The sequence below is a fragment of the Methylophaga sp. UBA2689 genome (assembly GCA_002354555.1).
GTDB lineage: Bacteria > Pseudomonadota > Gammaproteobacteria > Nitrosococcales > Methylophagaceae > Methylophaga.
The window spans coordinates 1,653-17,745 of record DELT01000101.1 but is presented as its reverse complement, the minus strand read 5'-3'; the positions used below and the strand labels follow the sequence as shown (position 1 = coordinate 17,745).

Here is a 16,093-nt window from a genome sequence, read left to right as displayed (position 1 = left end):
AAAGCGTCAATCAAGTCACGAGGAGCGCCTTTTGTAAGATAAAGCAATTCTCCTCTACTCCAATCCCGCCCTGAATCGTTGGCCACCAATAATCACATCATTCCAGCGTGATGGCACCACTTTAATTTCACCCGCTATTAAAGCCTGATAAAACAGGTCAAGGTTATCCTTATCTTTACGAAAGCTTCCAAGATAAGACGATTTCCATTGTTGATGCTGCTGGAAAAATAGTTTTATTACTGTGTGTTCATGTTTTTTTTCAATCCAAAGATATTCTTGGTCTCCATCTTTATCCAGATCCAGCGCCTGTAAAAAATATTGCTGTGTCTGCTGGATGTTCCAGTGATTTTTTGTCTCTTGTTTATAAATAGCCGTCAGCAACGCCTCGGGCGGATTATCAGATAACAGAGTGATGGCGGCGATAAATTCATCGCGGGTGGAGCTGGGTTGTTCATTGTTGCTGTCGGCGTACAGAGCGTTGATTCTTATCAGCAGACCTGGATGGGTTTCACCATATTGTGCTTTGAGGGTTTGTAATCCCTCATAACCTGGACGCGCCAGGTGGCGACGAAAATAGCTAAGATCGAAGTCTTCAACAGTGACTTTGTTGTCGGCCAGTCGTTGCAATTGATCGGCCACGACCATTTTTCTGAAATCCAGCAGTGGAGAGTTCACCGATAGCATTACAAGCAATACGACCAGACCAATGGCAACATTCGTCCGACTGAGCTGATGTGTCCAACTATCCCGGTATTTGGCAATACCCCATACATAGCCGATAGCGAACAATGCCAGTAAAAACCAGATCAGATAAGCCCAAAACCGACTGAGACTCCAACCGTACTGATCAATACGCAGGCTCAGACCATAGAAGCTGATCAGACTGTAAACAGGCAGTATCGCGATACTGATATAAATAAAGCGGTGTAGCCACACCGAGTAAGGCCAGTTGTCCGGCTCATCCTGATACACGGCATTGACGAAAAACAAAATCAGCGCCTGCATCCATAAAATAAGACTGCTCCCCCCACTTTCCCATAGTGGTTCGAGACCGGTAAAAGGTAAAGCACCAAGAAATAGCAGTGAGACCAGCGACAGCAGCAGAAGCAGAAATTTAATCAACGCCTGCTGAAGCCGAGTAATGGTATCGATAATATGAGTGAGTTTGCGAAAAATGATAATGCCGAAGCCATTCGCAAGTGCAATAGCAGGGTAATAAAACCAGCGTTGCTCAAACAGGTCATTGAAGAAATCGATATTGATAGCTTTGAACAGTGCGGCCCACAACATCAGCAACAGCCAAAAGCTGCCGGCAAAAAGCAGTGCCAATGACAACGTAAGGAAATTACGCCATGACCAGAGAAACAACGCGCTATAAGTAACGCGTTCGCCTCTGGCCCACTGTTGGCTGTACATTAACGCTTTAAAAGTTGCGATGGCCATCGTCAGCACAAAGCTGAACAGCAGTGCATTAAAGCGAATATGTTCGATGGGCGTGACCTGATGGCCGACGTAATACCCCAGCAGGCCGCTGAGCAGCGCGAATGGCAAGGTAACTTTGACCATTGCCCTCCCATTGTGCTGATCGAGCCCAAGCAATAGCATAATCGGCCAAATAAACATCACGCTATAGAAAGCGAATAACCACTCTGGCTGGCCGTGCGGCCAGTAATGAAGTTCAATGGCTTGATGCAAATACAGTAAACCGAGTCCCTGTAATAGTGATATCAGAATCATCAGTTTTGATGGTAATTGCGTGGTTCTATCCTGTTGATTCAATTCCATAGGGAAAGCTGTCCTTAGTCTCTTTTAGGTTTAATTAAGAGTTTTACCACGTCAGAATCCAAATTTTCTGGAACATGATAGTCAAATTGAGTAAAAAATATTTGAGTTGATCTCACCCTAAAAGTTAAAAAAGCGTAGTGATGAGTTAAGCATCTTCACAGGGAAAGACATCGCCCTTAACAACTAAACCAAGTTTATAACTCAAACATTAACCATTTACGCTGGCTAAGCGGCGTACCAATACACGGCAAAAAAATGACATGTGGTGCCGCCTATAACAAATAAATGCCAGATAAAGTGACCATATTTCAGTTTTGAATCAGTGGCAAAAAATGCCACACCAACGGTATAGGACAAGCCACCGGCCAGTAACCAGAGCAAGCCTTCAGTGGGTAGGTTTGCCATTAATGGATTGATGGCAATCACGATCACCCATCCCATCAATAAATAAAGCACCGTTGAGAGAATAAGATGATGTTGTTTTTGGAATATCTTGAGGGCGATGCCAAAAAATGCCAGTCCCCAGACAATACCAAATAGTGTCCAGCCCCAGATGCCTTTTAAGACCCCAAAGGTAAAAGGCGTATAAGTGCCGGCGATCAACAGATAGATTGCCGAATGTTCAATCCGTCGAAAAATACGCTTCGCTTTACCCACAGGTAATGCGTGATATAGCGTGGACCCCAGATAAAGAATGATCATCGTCGCACAAAATATACTTACCCCAACCACAAAAGCCGTTTCAGCATGGCGGTACGCATGCGCGATCAAAAAAGGCGTTCCAATTAAGGCCAGGATAAGGCCTATTGCATGACTAATGGAGTTGGCAATCTCTTCCCCGCCGGTCTGCTCCCGCTTGTAGGTGGTAGGCGATGCTCGCATACGCCCTCCTCATCTCAGCTGTTTGATATTCATTATCTGATTTCAACATTACCGGAATAATTTTAGGTGATCACATAGATCATTGTTACCCAACCCCACTCCTAAAAATCGCTTAGTTCGACAACGTACAGACAGTGTTCATGCCATGACCAATACTCATCACCCGCTATGGCATGTCTGATGTCAATCCGTCGGATTGAGATGAAGATGGAAATGCGCATAGTGCGATTAGGAGTACTTTTATGAATTCTATTTTTCGCAAAACCTTAATAGCCAGTGCCCTTACCGCGATGTTTACTACCGCGGCCTTTGCAGCTGATGATTCCACCAAAATGGTCGAGGAAGCTGAAAGCCCTAGTAAAGGCGAAATGCAGCAGCCAGACTCATCTTCAAAGCATCCAGCAATGCCAAATCAAGAAGATGAGTTTAACCAATCCATTGATGCTGAAAAACCCGCCGCTGGAAATAAATCTATTCCAGAAGAGGCGGATCGTCCCTTAACCGATCATCAGAATAACGTGATTGAAGAAGAGGAAGAGGAAGAAGAAATCGGTAATACGCAAATGGACAGCGAAAGAGATATTGAGATGCAAGAACCAATGGATGAAAAACCCTACGGCTCAACCAGTGCAGGATCACCAGCTAACAGAGGTGGACTATACGATATGTCAGCCAATGAATTGAATGGCATGGAAATCATCACCAGTGATGGAGAAGATGTTGGTGGTGTTGAAAAAATCGTTATGAGCCCTAATAACCAAAACATTCATGCCGTTGTAACTGTCGGTAGTTTGCTCGGTGTAGGTGGAAAAACCATTCTGATACCGCTGGAAAAATTCACTCGAACAAACGATGAATTGCACGTTAAAGCAACACAGGCGCAGCTTAAAGAGATGAATGATTACGGTTCAGAGGATTACATTGAATTGGAAGGCGATGCTGCAGTGAGTACTGCACTACGTCAATAATTGATAATCTGATTGGCTTTTTTTCCTCTATGCCAACGGATAATCATAATTTGCCCGGTGAAACACCTGTTTCACCGGGCTTTTTTTAGATAAGGTGTTCGGTAATCCAGCTTTCTATCTCATTAAAGAGTGATATTCCTTTTGTCATTTAATTGGTTAGCCATTCTGAGTCATGGGAAAGAAAAACCTTTTACATTAAATCACTTGCCAACTTAATCATGTCTATATGGGGAATACCATCTTCATCATACGGTTCCCCAGCAGTATGGAAACCCAATGACTCATAGAATTTTTGCAGATAAACCTGTGCTGAGATTTTGATGTCTTTCCCCGGGTACTTTTGCCCGGTGAATTTTATGGCTTCTTCCATCAGTGCACGGCCAATTTTTTGTCCCCTGAATTTTTTCAGGGTCATCACTCGGCCAATCGATGGCTTACTGTTTTTGATTCCCGGATCAACGACTCTGGCATAAGCAGCCAGTTCACCATTTACCAAGGCAGAAAGATGCCATGCGTGCAGATCCAACTCATCGGTTTCCTGATAAGGACAGTGCTGCTCGACAACAAAAACAGATTCGCGCGCCTTGATGATCTGGTAAAGCTCAAGCGCTGTAAACGATTCCAATCGAGACCACTTAAACTCAAGCTTCATGTTCATTACTATTCCTGTTTAGATGAACTGATCTTCAATACTTTTCCAGATCAAGCCGATCAATCCTATTGCAACTACAACAAACAGTACTATAGCTTGAGGGGCATCAAGCACCCATAAGGTTAGCCCCGAAATCAGCAGCCAGAGTGCTGGAATAATAGTAATAAGCCACAAAACCCATCCTCTGAACATGATCAATGCCAGACCCAATGTCGTCATGACTGTGGGATCGGCATGAATGCCAAACACTTCAGCCTGGTACCAGGAACCACCCGTGATCGGTGCAATAAACGGCAAACCAATCAGACCGGCAAGTGCGATGGCAACGCCAATAGCTGAAGCAGATGTTTTGCGTGGCCTGCTGTTGAGATTAACTCCGGCCAGCGCTATTAATAGCAACAGCAATGATTGAATGAAAAAGAAGTATCCAATATAGCCACCCGCCCAGTTGAGTTCGGCATAACGTTGGATAAAAAATATGTAGGCAACAAAGGCCCAGATAATTGCAAGAACTAGACTGGCAAGCCGGACATGATTTTTGAGTGCCAACCAAATGACTAGCACGCCCAATGCCATAGTTAATAAATGCAACGGCCAGAAGGTTTCGCCTATGCGTTCAAGCAGGCGGAAATAGATATCGGCAGTAAAGGGAATAAAATCCTGCAGTGTATAGCTGGTCCAGCCGCTCATAATGACTCGAAATAGTTTGCCATCTTTTGGCGGGTGCTGGCTGACGGCATTGGACTAAACCCTGCATGCATATTTTCACGCAGATGCTCGATTTTGGTGGTGGCTGGAATAGCACAGGTAAGGGCCGGATGACTGACGATAAATTTCAACAGAAAATCTGCCCAGGTAGTACAACCACATTCTGCCTTGGCCCATTCCGGCAGAGGTTCGTCGCGGCGCTTCACACCTTTAATCAGACTACCCCCATCATAGGGACGATTAGCAATGACCGCGATACCCTTTTCTTGTGCCAGTGGCAGTAGCCGGTTTTCTGCTTCACGATGGGTAATATTGTAGGTCAGCTGAATAAAGTCGATATCTTCCGAAGTCATGATCTGTTCGAACTCCTGATGGCGACGACCATGAGAAGTGGTGATACCGATATGGCGAATTTTGCCTTCGGCTTTCATTTCTCTCAGGGCTGCAAGATGTTCACGCCAGTCTGTCAGATTATGCACTTGTACTAAATCGAACTGCTCGACGTTCCATCGATCTTGTAGATTGGCAACCTGCTCACTGGCGGAACCACCGGCAGGACTCCAGACTTTTTCTGCTGAAAACAGACTGTCGGGAAGACCCAGTTTTTGCAAAGCATAGCCCATGACATCCGGTGCAGAACCATACATGGGCGAGGAGTCAATCAACCCACCACCCAGTGCGAAAAATGTCTCGACCACTTCGGTTCGGGCATCAAGCAGTTTTGGATCAGAACCAACATTAAATGTGCGCCAGGTTCCCATGCCGATAACCGGCAGCTTTTTATCACCTGAATAAGTTTTGTGGAGCAGTTCATTGCTTGCCGCAAAGATCGGCATAGAAGGCAGTAAGGTCGCGGCCAGCCCCGCACCAATCAACTTGAGACTCTTCCGACGGGTGAAACGATTGTTCATCGTTAGCGTTCCTTGGGTTCTTTGAAATGGCAAATTGTCGGTATGAGCAAGCCAATCGAGACAATTCGAGCTTTATATCATTAACAAAAGGCAGACCGTTTGGCGCGAAGTTCAGCCACTAATGCTTTTCTCTTTTTTCTAGCCCCAATCGCTGATGCCACTCTGCAAGCGATTCATTGGGATAAACGTCAAATACTTTATCGTTTGCATCCGTCTGAACTTCAACCCAACTCGCTTTTGAACCAATCATCATATGCGTGCGCTCTGGAGGCACTGGCAAATCAGTATCAATTGCAGACGCAAATGGGTGCACCAGATCCGGCCATCGCGGATCCCACAGCCATAGAGCGCTTCCACATTTTTGGCAAAAATTTCTCTGTGCCGGGCTCTCCTCTTGTTCTCCGGTTTCGGCATTGCTTATTATTGCCTGATACACACTGATATATTGCTTACCCTGCACTTTCAGGGTTGTGTTATCTCCGCCCAGATTAATCGCATAGCCACCACTACCTGCGGTCTTCCGACATATTGAGCAATAACATCGATTGAATGGATAAAGGTGTAAGGAGTCGACGGTGAAGTGAACGCTACCGCAATGACATGAACCTTTAAGATGCATTCTCTACCTCCAGATATTCACGGCATCAGCCAACTTTATATTAACGAATAAAGTGGGTGATACGGCCGAATGATTAGCTGCATAGCTTTTTATCTGTGAAATCGATTCACGACATATTTCTGGTTATGACGCTACGACAAGCATTTGAAAGATTTGCTTGCCGAGCGACATTAAAAGCCAGAAGATCCCCATGTTTTAATTGAGGTTGAGTAATTAATCCTCAATCCTTTTCCAATCATTACGATTCAATTGGCTATCGTTAAGCCGATTGTTTCTTAGCAACTTCGGCAACATGGGCGCCCTGGAACCGTGCAATATCTATTTCATTCTCCGATGGTTCTCGACTTCCATCACTATCAGCAAGCGTGCTCGACCCGTAAGGTGAGCCACCGGTAATTTCATTCATTTTGGTTATGCCCTTGCAGGAATAAGGAACGCCCACAATGATCATGCCGTGATGCAGCAGAGTGGTGTGAAACGAGGTAATGGTAGTTTCCTGCCCACCATGTTGAGTGCCGGTGGAGGTGAATACGCTGCCTACTTTGCCTATTAACTTTCCGTTAGCCCAAAGTCCGCCAGTTTGGTCAAGAAAGTTACGCATCTGCGCGCACATATTGCCAAAGCGTGTAGGTGTCCCGAATATAATGGCATCATAATCAGCCAGTTCGTCTGTTGAGGCAACTGGCGCCGATTGATCGAGTTTAACCCCCGCATCGCGCGCCTTTTCTTCCGGGATTATTTCCGGCACACGTTTGAGCGTAACTTCAGTGCCCTCGACGCTACGTGCGCCCTCAGCCACGGCTTTTGCCATGGTTTCGGTGTGACCATACATGCTGTAGTAAAGAACAAGAATTTTTGTCATTTTGCATCTCCTGATTGAGGTGATATTGCAGTAAGTTCTAACCGATGGTTCATGAGGCTTTAATCCCCATAATAATTAAAGAAAAGGTTTTAGTTCTCAGCTACTTGCAAAATTATTTTCTAACAAGATAAGGCTTAATGTGTTTTAGAGACTGTTTTTGCCCTACTGATAAAAAGGCTATTTGAAAAGAATCAAGTCGTCAAACGAGCAGCAATTAGTTTTAGAACTCTTGATTGCTGAACTGATTTTGTGAGGCCACACAACTTTAGGGGCTGTTGATATTTCATAGTGGCGCCCGCTTGGCAGGGACTATTTTGCATAAACATTTTCTACTTTGAATTACACCAATAATCGCTATACAATGTAAATCTTAATTATTATCATTTAGCATCAAACGTCATTTGCCACCCGGTTTTTTGCATTTCCTCGGGGCAATGTTGTTTTTTCAGACAGGTCAGATTTCATGCCGAATTTTTCATCTCCTGCCTGGCCTATTGCCAGCCGAATTTTTGCCAGTCTGGTGGGTGGCTATCTGTTCACCTGGGGTTTGATTGCCATCACCATTGCTGGATTAATTCCGCTTGGCGTCGAATTTCATGATGTCGAAATGGGCATGCTGATGCTAGGTTTGCTGGTCTATTTAAGTTTATTTTTGTGGGGCATGGCCACCGATAAATTAATCTGGTTGTGGCTGATCCTGTTTGGCGGTGGTGTAGCAATGACCCTACTGGCCAGTGTTGTGCAACAGTCATTTTTACAAGGAATTTAATCCATGTTCAGTAGCTTTCGACAGGCAATGGCTTGGCTGCATACGTGGTTTGGTATGACCTTAGGTTTTATTCTGATGGTGGTCTTCTTTTTTGGAAGCCTGTCGGTTTTTGATCGCGAGATTGATCGCTGGTCGATTCCGGAAACCCGCTTTGAACCTCAGGTAATGCCATCATTTGATGAGATGTTGTTACCAATTCTGCGTTCGGTTGAACCTAATGAAGAAGACTACAACACCAACATGCCGCTGTTGCATGATTTAAGTCAGGGGCCAATGACACCTCGCACCGAATTACCTGCTGATGAGTTCTGGGCCTACACCACGCACCGTGATCCAGTATTAATTATGGGTGTTGGTTTTCGGGTGCCACAACCTTTGGATCCTGAAGGTCATAATCATATTCATGGCAATATCACTATTGATCCACGTACCGGCAAAGCCCTGCCTGATGATCAGTTAAAAATCGGTAGTAAATTTTTCTATCCGATGCATTTCAGCTTGAACTTGAACTGGAATCGAATTGGGATTTATATCGTCGGTATCGCTGCATTTATCATGATGGCTGCCCTGGTCAGTGGCGTGGTTATTCACCGTAAACGGTTTCGTGAGTTCTTTACTTTCCGCCCCAACAAACAAACCCAACGCAGCGTACTGGATTTACATAACCTTACTGGCATGGTGGCGTTGCCGTTTCATTTCTTCTTTACCTTTACTGGCTTACTGATTTTTGCCAGTTTCTTCTTTTTCCCGGTGACACATACCCAACTCGAACCATTACATAAATATCATGAGATGGTTGAGGCCAATGAAACCGGTCTGCCACATGATCGTGCCGGCGTTCCTGCTGAGATGGCTTCAATTGATGCGATGGTTGCCAAGGCCAAACAACGTTGGGCTGAGAAGGATATGCCAGGTGAAGTTGGCTTCCTGCAGATTAATCACCTTGATGATGCTAATAGTTATGTGAGTATTTACCGGGCAGGCAGTGATCGGGTTGCGTTAGTTGGTGAAGGCATGCATTTCAGCGGCACTACGGGCGAATTAATCCGTGAAGAACCACCCCGCTCCGCCATTGCAGAAGTTGAAGAATTTCTAACCGGTCTGCATTTACAGCATTTTGAACATTGGCTGTTACGGTGGTTGTATGTATTTGGTGGTCTGGTTGGCGCCATCTGCATTGCCACCGGTTTTATCTTCTTTGTTGAAAAACGTAAACGTCAGCATACGCTGCAAGGTAGCTCTGGCAGCCAGGTGGTTGATGCTTTAGCGGTAACGACCGTGACTGGCATGTTAGTGGCCACAGTGAGTATGTTAGTGGCTAACCGGTTACTACCGGCCGAAATGGTGGGTAAAGGATACTGGGAACAGGTGGTGTTCTGGGGAAGCTGGAGTGTGATGTTATTGCATGCTTTCTGGCGCAGCTCTGCCGTTCGTCATATGCGTATTTCACCTGCTTGGCGTGAACAGAGCATTTTATTTGCCGTGCTGGCCGTTGCTGCGGTGATTTTGAACTGGATTACCACCGGTGATCATTTATTGAAAACTGCATTTCATTACTGGCCGGTAGCCGGGGTGGATTTAAGTTTGCTGGTCAGCAGTGCTATTGCAATTTATGCCGCCAGATATCTGAAAAAACGTGAAAATGTTGCCGTGAATAAGGCCATTGAATTTTCTGCACAAAATCTGGAGGCTAGCCGTGGTTGAGATCGTTTGTTGGGTAGCTGCCATTTTTGCCACTATGTTGGGAATGGCGTCACTTTCACTCACGCTACCGAATCATTGGCGGCAGGTTACAGGAATCGAAACCAGTCTCCCTTCACGATCAGAGCAACTTAGTCTCCGTATTTTGGGTTATTCCAGTCTGGTGGTGGCTTTGCTTTTGTGTCTTGCTGCCGATCATCCCTCAATGGCGGTTTTAGTCTGGGTAATGCTATTAAGTCTAGCTGCTAAAGGTATTGCGACCATCCTTACCTGGCGTCAGCATTGGCTTAAACCGCTAGTCTGGTTATTTAATCGTACAGAACTTAACTAAGAACGCGATTAGTCCTCATCTCTGGCATTTTTCTCAAACAGATTTGATTTGCAGTAATGAATCACAATGATGGATAAGCCTAACAATAGAATCGCTACGGTGATCCCCAGAATACGCCAGGTATCAATGTTTTTCATATCCAGAATCAGGTAACGTGCCAGCGCTACAATCGCGATATATAACGGAAACTTGATGGGTAACTCACCCGACTTGTAATAGACCGCGACCATGGTCAACACTTCCAGATAGATAAACAGCAGCAATAAATCGGTCAGTAAGACGGTACCGTTTTCAAACATAAAATTTATTTCAATTCCCACGGCCACCAGCGTGGCGATGGCAACAATGATCAGCCCGATATCCTGAGCAATTGCCAATCCTTGATTCACCACCGTTTTAATTTTTTCTGACATGCAAGACTATCTCAATAAATTTTAAAAAGCGGATAGTAGCTTAGCAGTCAAATTTGTAAAGCTTATTGTCTGTTATTCCGAAAATTACCAATCTGCCGGGACTGTGGGTCAAAATTTACCGTCATGGACAGCTAAGTTAAATCATTGGCCTCGACATAAGAAAGTGATTGAAACAGAATGAAAGCCACATCACTTGAGAAATTGCTTTATGAATGAATTTGATTATTACTGGGAGATTTTTATTCGTTGGATGACAACGCCAATAATGGGATCGGATTCCGGTATCACCATTTCGAATATGCTTGGTTTTGTATTAATTGTCTTTGTGGCGTGGTGGGCGTCAGCCAAGGTGGAGAAAATCTTGCAACGCATGACGCTGGGTAAGTCCTATCGACATATCGATGATTCTACTTTTTATCTCATCAGCAGACTGTTTCGTTACTTCATCTGGATCAGTGCCACATTAGTTGGCTTATCTTATATCGGGTTTAATCTGACCGGTCTGGCTTTTATCGGTGGTGCAATAGGCGTCGGCATTGGCTTTGGTCTGCAGAATATTGTCAGCAATTTTATTTCCGGCATTATCCTCATACTGGAAAAATCGCTGAAAGTCGGTGACTTTATCGAGATAGCCAACGCCACTACCGGTATTGTTCAGGAAATCGGCCTGCGTTATACCCGTATCACTACGCGCGATAATATCGATATTCTGGTACCGAATTCAGAGTTTATTAACGGACAGGTCACCAACTGGAGTTTCAGCGAAAAACTCCGCAGAATCCATGTGCCTTTTGGTGTGGCTTATGGTGTTGATAAAGATATGGTTCGTGAAGCCGCGCTAGAGGCAGCGTCACATGTCCCTGGAGCGATTACAGGAGATCCGGGCAAACTTGCTGAGGTGTGGTTAACCGAGTTTGGTGACAGCAGTCTGAATTTTGAATTAGTGATATGGGTCGGAAATGAGTTAATGAGTCGGCCGGCTCGAACCAAAGCTTTATTTTTATGGGAAATTGAAACACAACTCCGTGCTAAAAATATCGAAATTCCCTTTCCTCAACGAGATTTGCATATTCGCTCTGGCAAACTGGCTGTATCGATCGAAAAATAAAATTTACTGTTCACTCGAAACCAAAAGTTTTTTGATATTTTTGAAACAATATTTTACGAACTCTTTCAGGGTTGGATCTGCCAGTTTGAGAATAATGGCCAGCCATCAATATCATTACCCAGCTCACTTAGCCAGTGACCCAGCATATGATTGGAGTTATGCCAGAAACTGTAGGGTTTTGGATAGGGTACAAAATAAAGATCAAATGTCCCGTGATAAATTTGTTGTCCTTGATTCTGTCGATAAATTTTTTCAAGCTTTAACTGTAAATCATCTACCGCTTTGGCTTCTGCTTCAATTGAAATGGTATTTGCGATAACAACGGTTATTTGATTATGAACATTCTCTATGGATGCGGGCCCAGAGAGTTGTTTACGACCTAATCCTGCTTGAGTGGGAATAAACAAGGCCCGTAGACCGGACCAGATGCCGTTATTCCCTTCGGCATAATACTGCCAGTCGCCGTAGGAATAACGTGTCATATCCCCTTGTTTATCTTCGATGATTAAACTCGAGTGGTATCCGTGATCGAGCACAAATACCACCCGTGGGGTTTCTGGAGTTTGAGGCGGGATAATTCGACCAGAGCAACCGTTTAACATCAGCATGATTGGCATGAATAAGATCAGCCACCATATTCTGATCGAAGTTGCTTTCATAACATTATTTAATTTTGCTGATCCCAAAACAACGTAGCAGACAGCGTTCGTAGAAAGACTCTGGCAGGCCACGTTTCATACGGAACAGAAAGTATTTTTCAAAGGCAATTTTCGCCCATTGAACCCAATGCCCCTTATTCATCCAGGCAAGATTGCGTGGGGGAATTTGTGGTAAGGCGACAAAAGCAGCGCCCGTGTGGCCCATATCTGCCAGACAGACAGCATTTAAACTGGCACGGGTTTTAATGGGACGATCTTCGATAGTGGCTTGAATATTGGCCACCGCTGCCTTGGCCATGCTTTCAATCATATAACCGGTTTTTGGGACACCAACGGGTAAAGCAGTTGCTTCAACTGGTGGAATCGCAATACAGACACCCACACCATAAATATTCGGGTAAGCAGGATTACGCTGGAATTCATCGACCTTAAGAAAGCCTCGCGGATTGACCAGTTCTTCATTCAGATTAGCTAGACAATCAACCCCTTTAAACGCTGGAATCAACATACTGTAATCAAATGTCAGTTGATGGGTTTTAATCGTCTCGGCATTATCGTCCACCTGCTCAACCAGCATCTTGCCCTTTTCGATGGACTTAACACGGGCATTGGTGATCCACTTGATATCGTTTTTGCGAAACTCGGACTCGAACAGCCCTTTTGAATCACCTACGCCGCCTAACCCCATATGGCCGATATACGGTTCAGGAGTGACAAACGTCATTGGTACCCGATCTCGGACTTTGGCCTTACGTAATGCCCGATTCATGATGAAAGCAAATTCATAGGCAGGACCGAAACAGGAAGCACCCTGAACAGCACCCACCACAATCGGGCCAGGATTTTTCAGAAACTCACGCCAGGCCTGGTAGCTGTCTTCAGCATGATCAACGGTGCAGATAGAGTGGGTATGAGCATGCGGACCAAAGCCTTCGATTTCATCAAATGCCAGCTTGGCCCCGGTTGCCACAATCAGAAAATCGTAATTAAGAATGGTGTTATCACCCAACAAAACCTGATTGGTAGCCGGTTTGATTTTGGCAACACCTGAATCATAAAAATCAATATTTTTGCTGGATAAAACCGAGGCCAGTTTAAAGCTGATATCTTCACGTTTCCGCCAACCAACAGCGACCCAGGGGTTGCTGGGTACAAAGTGAAATATCGGCGTATTGGAAACTACGCTGATATGGTGTGTTTTATCGAGAGCTGCACGGCATTCATAAGCAGCGGGTAAACCGCCGGTACTTGCTCCGATAATGACAATATGTGCCATACCTATCCTGAATTAATGCAGCGTATCCGAGTCATTCTGAATGTTAAGCGGGTCACTGAACAAGCCTGCCACATCCACTGGATCGAATTGATAATGGGTATTGCAGAACTCACAGGCCAACTCAACAAAGCCTCGTTCGGCAATAATATCTTCTGCTTCCTGCCGTCCCAATAACTTGATGGTATCAGCCACTCGCTGGCGAGAACAGGTACAGGCAAATTCCAATACAGTTGTGCTCAATAGTCGTACCATTTCTTCGTTAAATAATCGATATAACAAAGAGACTGCATCCAGGTTCAGCAGTTCTTCGTAGGTTACGGTATCGGCCAGAAAATTAATTCTCGTCCAGTTTTCATCATGCTGCTCCGGATCCTGATCAGGTAATTGTTGCAGCATCAAACCACCGGCAGTCTGGTCATCGGTAGATAACCAGATACGGGTTTTTAATTGCTCAGATTGCGCAAAGTACATTTCCAGCATTTCGGCAATTGACTCGCCCTGGACGCTGACAATACCCTGATAAGGTTGTTTGGCTTCAACATTTTCAATGGTAATCGCCAGATTACCGTCGCCGAGCATTTGCTGCATCGTGGCATCATCTGCAATTTCCCCCTCCCAGTTCGCTAAACCACGGAGAGTGTGATCACTGGTGCATTCAACCATTAATAACGATACCGGACCATCGGAACGACATTGCAATACCAATCGACCGGACATTTTGACTGTTTCAGCCAATAGTGCAGCCGCTGCCAGCATTTCTCCCAACAAGCCAGCCACTGCTGGTGGATATTCCCGTTGAACTTTAACTGTTTGCCAGGTTTTTTTAAGTTGCACCCATTCACCACGGATGGCGGCATTATCAAAGATGAAACGTTGTAAATGATCTGCCTGAATGGCGTCGTCTTGCATGATGAATCCTCAAACTGCATCTATAGCGGGTGGTTATATGGAAAATGAAGCTGCCGAATGATAGCAACATTTTAACGTATCTGATTACAAGTGGGGTTTAACCCTCAGAAGATCAAGACATAAACTATCAGCGACTTCGGGCGACTAAAAACTCCCTCAGAGCAGCTGGTAAATGCGACTGAATATTCTTGCTGATTTGTTGTTCATGTTTCTGCCACAAAACACCCAGATAAATCAGCCCTAAACCGATCGCCGTCAGTGCAACTGGAAATAGCAAACTGTCTTTGAAAACCACATTAGCCAGATGACCGAGATACCCCGCCGAGCCAAGTGCACCAAATACTACAAATACACGGCGAGAAATCACCACACCACCACCAATCATCAATAAATTGATGGTGAAATAGATGAATTTCGCCAGTTCACTGTCGGAGTATTGCATGGTCATGCCGCCCCAGAAAGCGATCACACCAAACAAATATAACCAGAACGCATAATCACCTGATTTGTAGCCACGCATATCCACCCAGAACGCAAACAGTGTGATCGCCAAACCAAAATACATCGATACCAATGCCCGTAACTCAAAGTTGGCATAACCACCGACGAGCATTGCCGCAATATCCATTGACAAATACCACAGCGTCACCGCAATCGGCATCAGTAAAAATGGATATCGGTAGCGGTAGAGAATAATCGCCCCTACTAATAATGTACCGAGCTCCATATATAGCCAGTTCCACTGAATATAACGATGATAATCACGATAGACACTATCATCAGGCCACCAGCCTAGTGCCTGCTGCAGACCGTAAATTGCCAAAGGCGTCAGTGCCACCACAAAGGTCGCACAAATCCCGGCAGGAATACCATAGCCTTTCACTTGAAAATGATTCGCCAGCTTCAACCCAACACCGGCATACGCCAGACTGATAAAAAAGATCCCCCAACCACCGAAGCTTTCCCAGCCCAGAGTCATAAACAAGGTCATTGCACCAATGGCAATCAGACCGCCCATGTAATAAAGCACATGGGTAAAGTCAAAGCTGGGGCCAGTCGAAGGTTGGGATTTGAAAAAAACGAATAGCTTTTCCGCCTGTTCCCGGGAGATAAGCTCTTGCTTCACAGCTGAATCAAGCTGTTTTTTAGTGATATTCATCAGCACTGTCCCTCGCGATGGTTAGGGTACTTTTCGAGGAATTAGATTGTGATTCGGATGTGGGGTTTTGGCAAGTGTGATTAAAAAAAGCTTGGATTGTTGGGTTTAATGCTTTAATCCAACCTTCCATGAGCAAATATTCTGTAGAACCGAAGATTAGGATTTAAGTTTAAGCAGTCAGGGTAAAAAAGCCCATTACTCTTACAAACCGAGTAATGGGCTGATTTCCGTTTAGGCGCGTTGTAATAACATCGCGTTTAGTTTTTTGACGAAGCTGGCCGGATCTTCCAGTTGTCCGCCTTCAGCCAATAAAGCCTGATCGAAGATAATGGATGTCCAGTCACTGAACTGTTCATCGTTCTGTTCGTCTTTCAGTTTAGC

17 protein-coding genes are annotated in these 16,093 nt (G+C 45.0%); 5 read left to right on the top strand and 12 right to left on the bottom strand.

Annotated features, from left to right (window positions below; all coding sequences use genetic code 11):
* Positions 1 to 54 precede the first annotated feature (54 nt).
* Both B3M51_RS12790 and trhA read right to left on the bottom strand, forming a co-directional pair.
* A complete protein-coding gene (locus tag B3M51_RS12790; protein ID WP_292759711.1) occupies positions 55 to 1,785 on the bottom strand; it encodes a DUF4153 domain-containing protein in 1,731 nt (576 codons plus the stop codon).
* 225 nt (positions 1,786 to 2,010) lie between these two features.
* The gene (trhA, locus tag B3M51_RS12785; protein WP_292759709.1) at positions 2,011 to 2,667 is read right to left on the bottom strand and encodes a PAQR family membrane homeostasis protein TrhA; all 657 of its coding nucleotides are present in this window, start codon (positions 2,665 to 2,667) and stop codon (positions 2,011 to 2,013) included.
* 242 nt (positions 2,668 to 2,909) lie between these two features.
* Here trhA and B3M51_RS12780 point away from each other — a divergent pair, with 242 nt between their 5' ends.
* Positions 2,910 to 3,635 carry a PRC-barrel domain-containing protein gene (locus tag B3M51_RS12780; RefSeq protein ID WP_292759707.1) on the top strand — a complete coding sequence of 242 codons (726 nt, stop codon included), beginning with the start codon at positions 2,910 to 2,912 and terminating at the stop codon, positions 3,633 to 3,635.
* Positions 3,636 to 3,825: 190 nt separating this feature from the next.
* Here the strand turns inward: B3M51_RS12780 and B3M51_RS12775 are convergent, their stop codons facing one another.
* The 5 genes from B3M51_RS12775 to wrbA all read right to left on the bottom strand — a co-directional run bounded on the left by B3M51_RS12775 (position 3,826) and on the right by wrbA (position 7,387).
* Positions 3,826 to 4,287, bottom strand: coding sequence for a GNAT family N-acetyltransferase (locus B3M51_RS12775; RefSeq protein ID WP_292759705.1), 462 nt, complete (start codon positions 4,285 to 4,287; stop codon positions 3,826 to 3,828).
* A gap of 18 nt (positions 4,288 to 4,305) precedes the next feature.
* Positions 4,306 to 4,977 carry a DUF6064 family protein gene (locus B3M51_RS12770; RefSeq protein WP_292759703.1) on the bottom strand — a complete coding sequence of 224 codons (672 nt, stop codon included), beginning with the start codon at positions 4,975 to 4,977 and terminating at the stop codon, positions 4,306 to 4,308.
* The gene (locus B3M51_RS12765) at positions 4,974 to 5,906 is read right to left on the bottom strand and encodes an aldo/keto reductase (RefSeq protein ID WP_292759702.1); all 933 of its coding nucleotides are present in this window, start codon (positions 5,904 to 5,906) and stop codon (positions 4,974 to 4,976) included. Before B3M51_RS12765 ends, B3M51_RS12770 begins: the two co-directional genes overlap by 4 nt.
* A 118-nt stretch (positions 5,907 to 6,024) precedes the next feature.
* On the bottom strand, positions 6,025 to 6,525 hold the full coding sequence (locus B3M51_RS12760; protein ID WP_292759700.1) for a GFA family protein: 501 nt from the start codon (positions 6,523 to 6,525) through the stop codon (positions 6,025 to 6,027).
* A 259-nt stretch (positions 6,526 to 6,784) separates the two neighbouring features.
* On the bottom strand, positions 6,785 to 7,387 hold the full coding sequence (wrbA, locus tag B3M51_RS12755) for an NAD(P)H:quinone oxidoreductase (RefSeq protein WP_292759698.1): 603 nt from the start codon (positions 7,385 to 7,387) through the stop codon (positions 6,785 to 6,787).
* A 463-nt stretch (positions 7,388 to 7,850) separates the two neighbouring features.
* On the opposite strand from wrbA, the gene B3M51_RS12750 reads away from it, so the two are divergent.
* From B3M51_RS12750 to B3M51_RS12740, 3 genes are read left to right on the top strand one after another with little or no spacing between them, the layout of a single operon-like run.
* Positions 7,851 to 8,156, top strand: coding sequence for an iron uptake protein (locus B3M51_RS12750; protein ID WP_292759697.1), 306 nt, complete (start codon positions 7,851 to 7,853; stop codon positions 8,154 to 8,156).
* Between the two features lie 3 nt (positions 8,157 to 8,159).
* Positions 8,160 to 9,860 carry a PepSY-associated TM helix domain-containing protein gene (locus B3M51_RS12745; protein ID WP_292759695.1) on the top strand — a complete coding sequence of 567 codons (1,701 nt, stop codon included), beginning with the start codon at positions 8,160 to 8,162 and terminating at the stop codon, positions 9,858 to 9,860.
* Positions 9,853 to 10,188 (top strand): DUF3325 domain-containing protein, encoded by a 336-nt coding sequence (locus B3M51_RS12740; protein ID WP_292479718.1) that lies wholly within the window; start codon positions 9,853 to 9,855, stop codon positions 10,186 to 10,188. Before B3M51_RS12745 ends, B3M51_RS12740 begins: the two co-directional genes overlap by 8 nt.
* Positions 10,189 to 10,196: 8 nt before the next feature.
* Here the strand turns inward: B3M51_RS12740 and B3M51_RS12735 are convergent, their stop codons facing one another.
* Entirely contained in the window at positions 10,197 to 10,601 is a 405-nt protein-coding gene (locus tag B3M51_RS12735; protein WP_292479720.1) for a phosphate-starvation-inducible PsiE family protein, read from the bottom strand.
* 208 nt (positions 10,602 to 10,809) lie between these two features.
* On the opposite strand from B3M51_RS12735, the gene B3M51_RS12730 reads away from it, so the two are divergent.
* Positions 10,810 to 11,709: a mechanosensitive ion channel family protein gene (locus B3M51_RS12730; RefSeq protein WP_292479722.1), complete on the top strand. Its 900-nt coding sequence runs from the start codon at positions 10,810 to 10,812 to the stop codon at positions 11,707 to 11,709.
* Positions 11,710 to 11,774: 65 nt separating this feature from the next.
* Here the strand turns inward: B3M51_RS12730 and B3M51_RS12725 are convergent, their stop codons facing one another.
* From B3M51_RS12725 to B3M51_RS12710, 4 genes are all read right to left on the bottom strand, one after another.
* Entirely contained in the window at positions 11,775 to 12,326 is a 552-nt protein-coding gene (locus B3M51_RS12725; RefSeq protein WP_292759692.1) for a hypothetical protein, read from the bottom strand.
* 46 nt (positions 12,327 to 12,372) lie between these two features.
* Positions 12,373 to 13,644, bottom strand: coding sequence for an NAD(P)/FAD-dependent oxidoreductase (locus tag B3M51_RS12720; protein ID WP_292759690.1), 1,272 nt, complete (start codon positions 13,642 to 13,644; stop codon positions 12,373 to 12,375).
* Between the two features lie 12 nt (positions 13,645 to 13,656).
* Positions 13,657 to 14,553 carry an Hsp33 family molecular chaperone HslO gene (gene hslO / locus B3M51_RS12715; RefSeq protein ID WP_292479726.1) on the bottom strand — a complete coding sequence of 299 codons (897 nt, stop codon included), beginning with the start codon at positions 14,551 to 14,553 and terminating at the stop codon, positions 13,657 to 13,659.
* A gap of 127 nt (positions 14,554 to 14,680) precedes the next feature.
* Positions 14,681 to 15,712, bottom strand: coding sequence for a DUF2157 domain-containing protein (locus B3M51_RS12710; protein ID WP_292759689.1), 1,032 nt, complete (start codon positions 15,710 to 15,712; stop codon positions 14,681 to 14,683).
* Positions 15,713 to 16,093 lie beyond the last annotated feature (381 nt).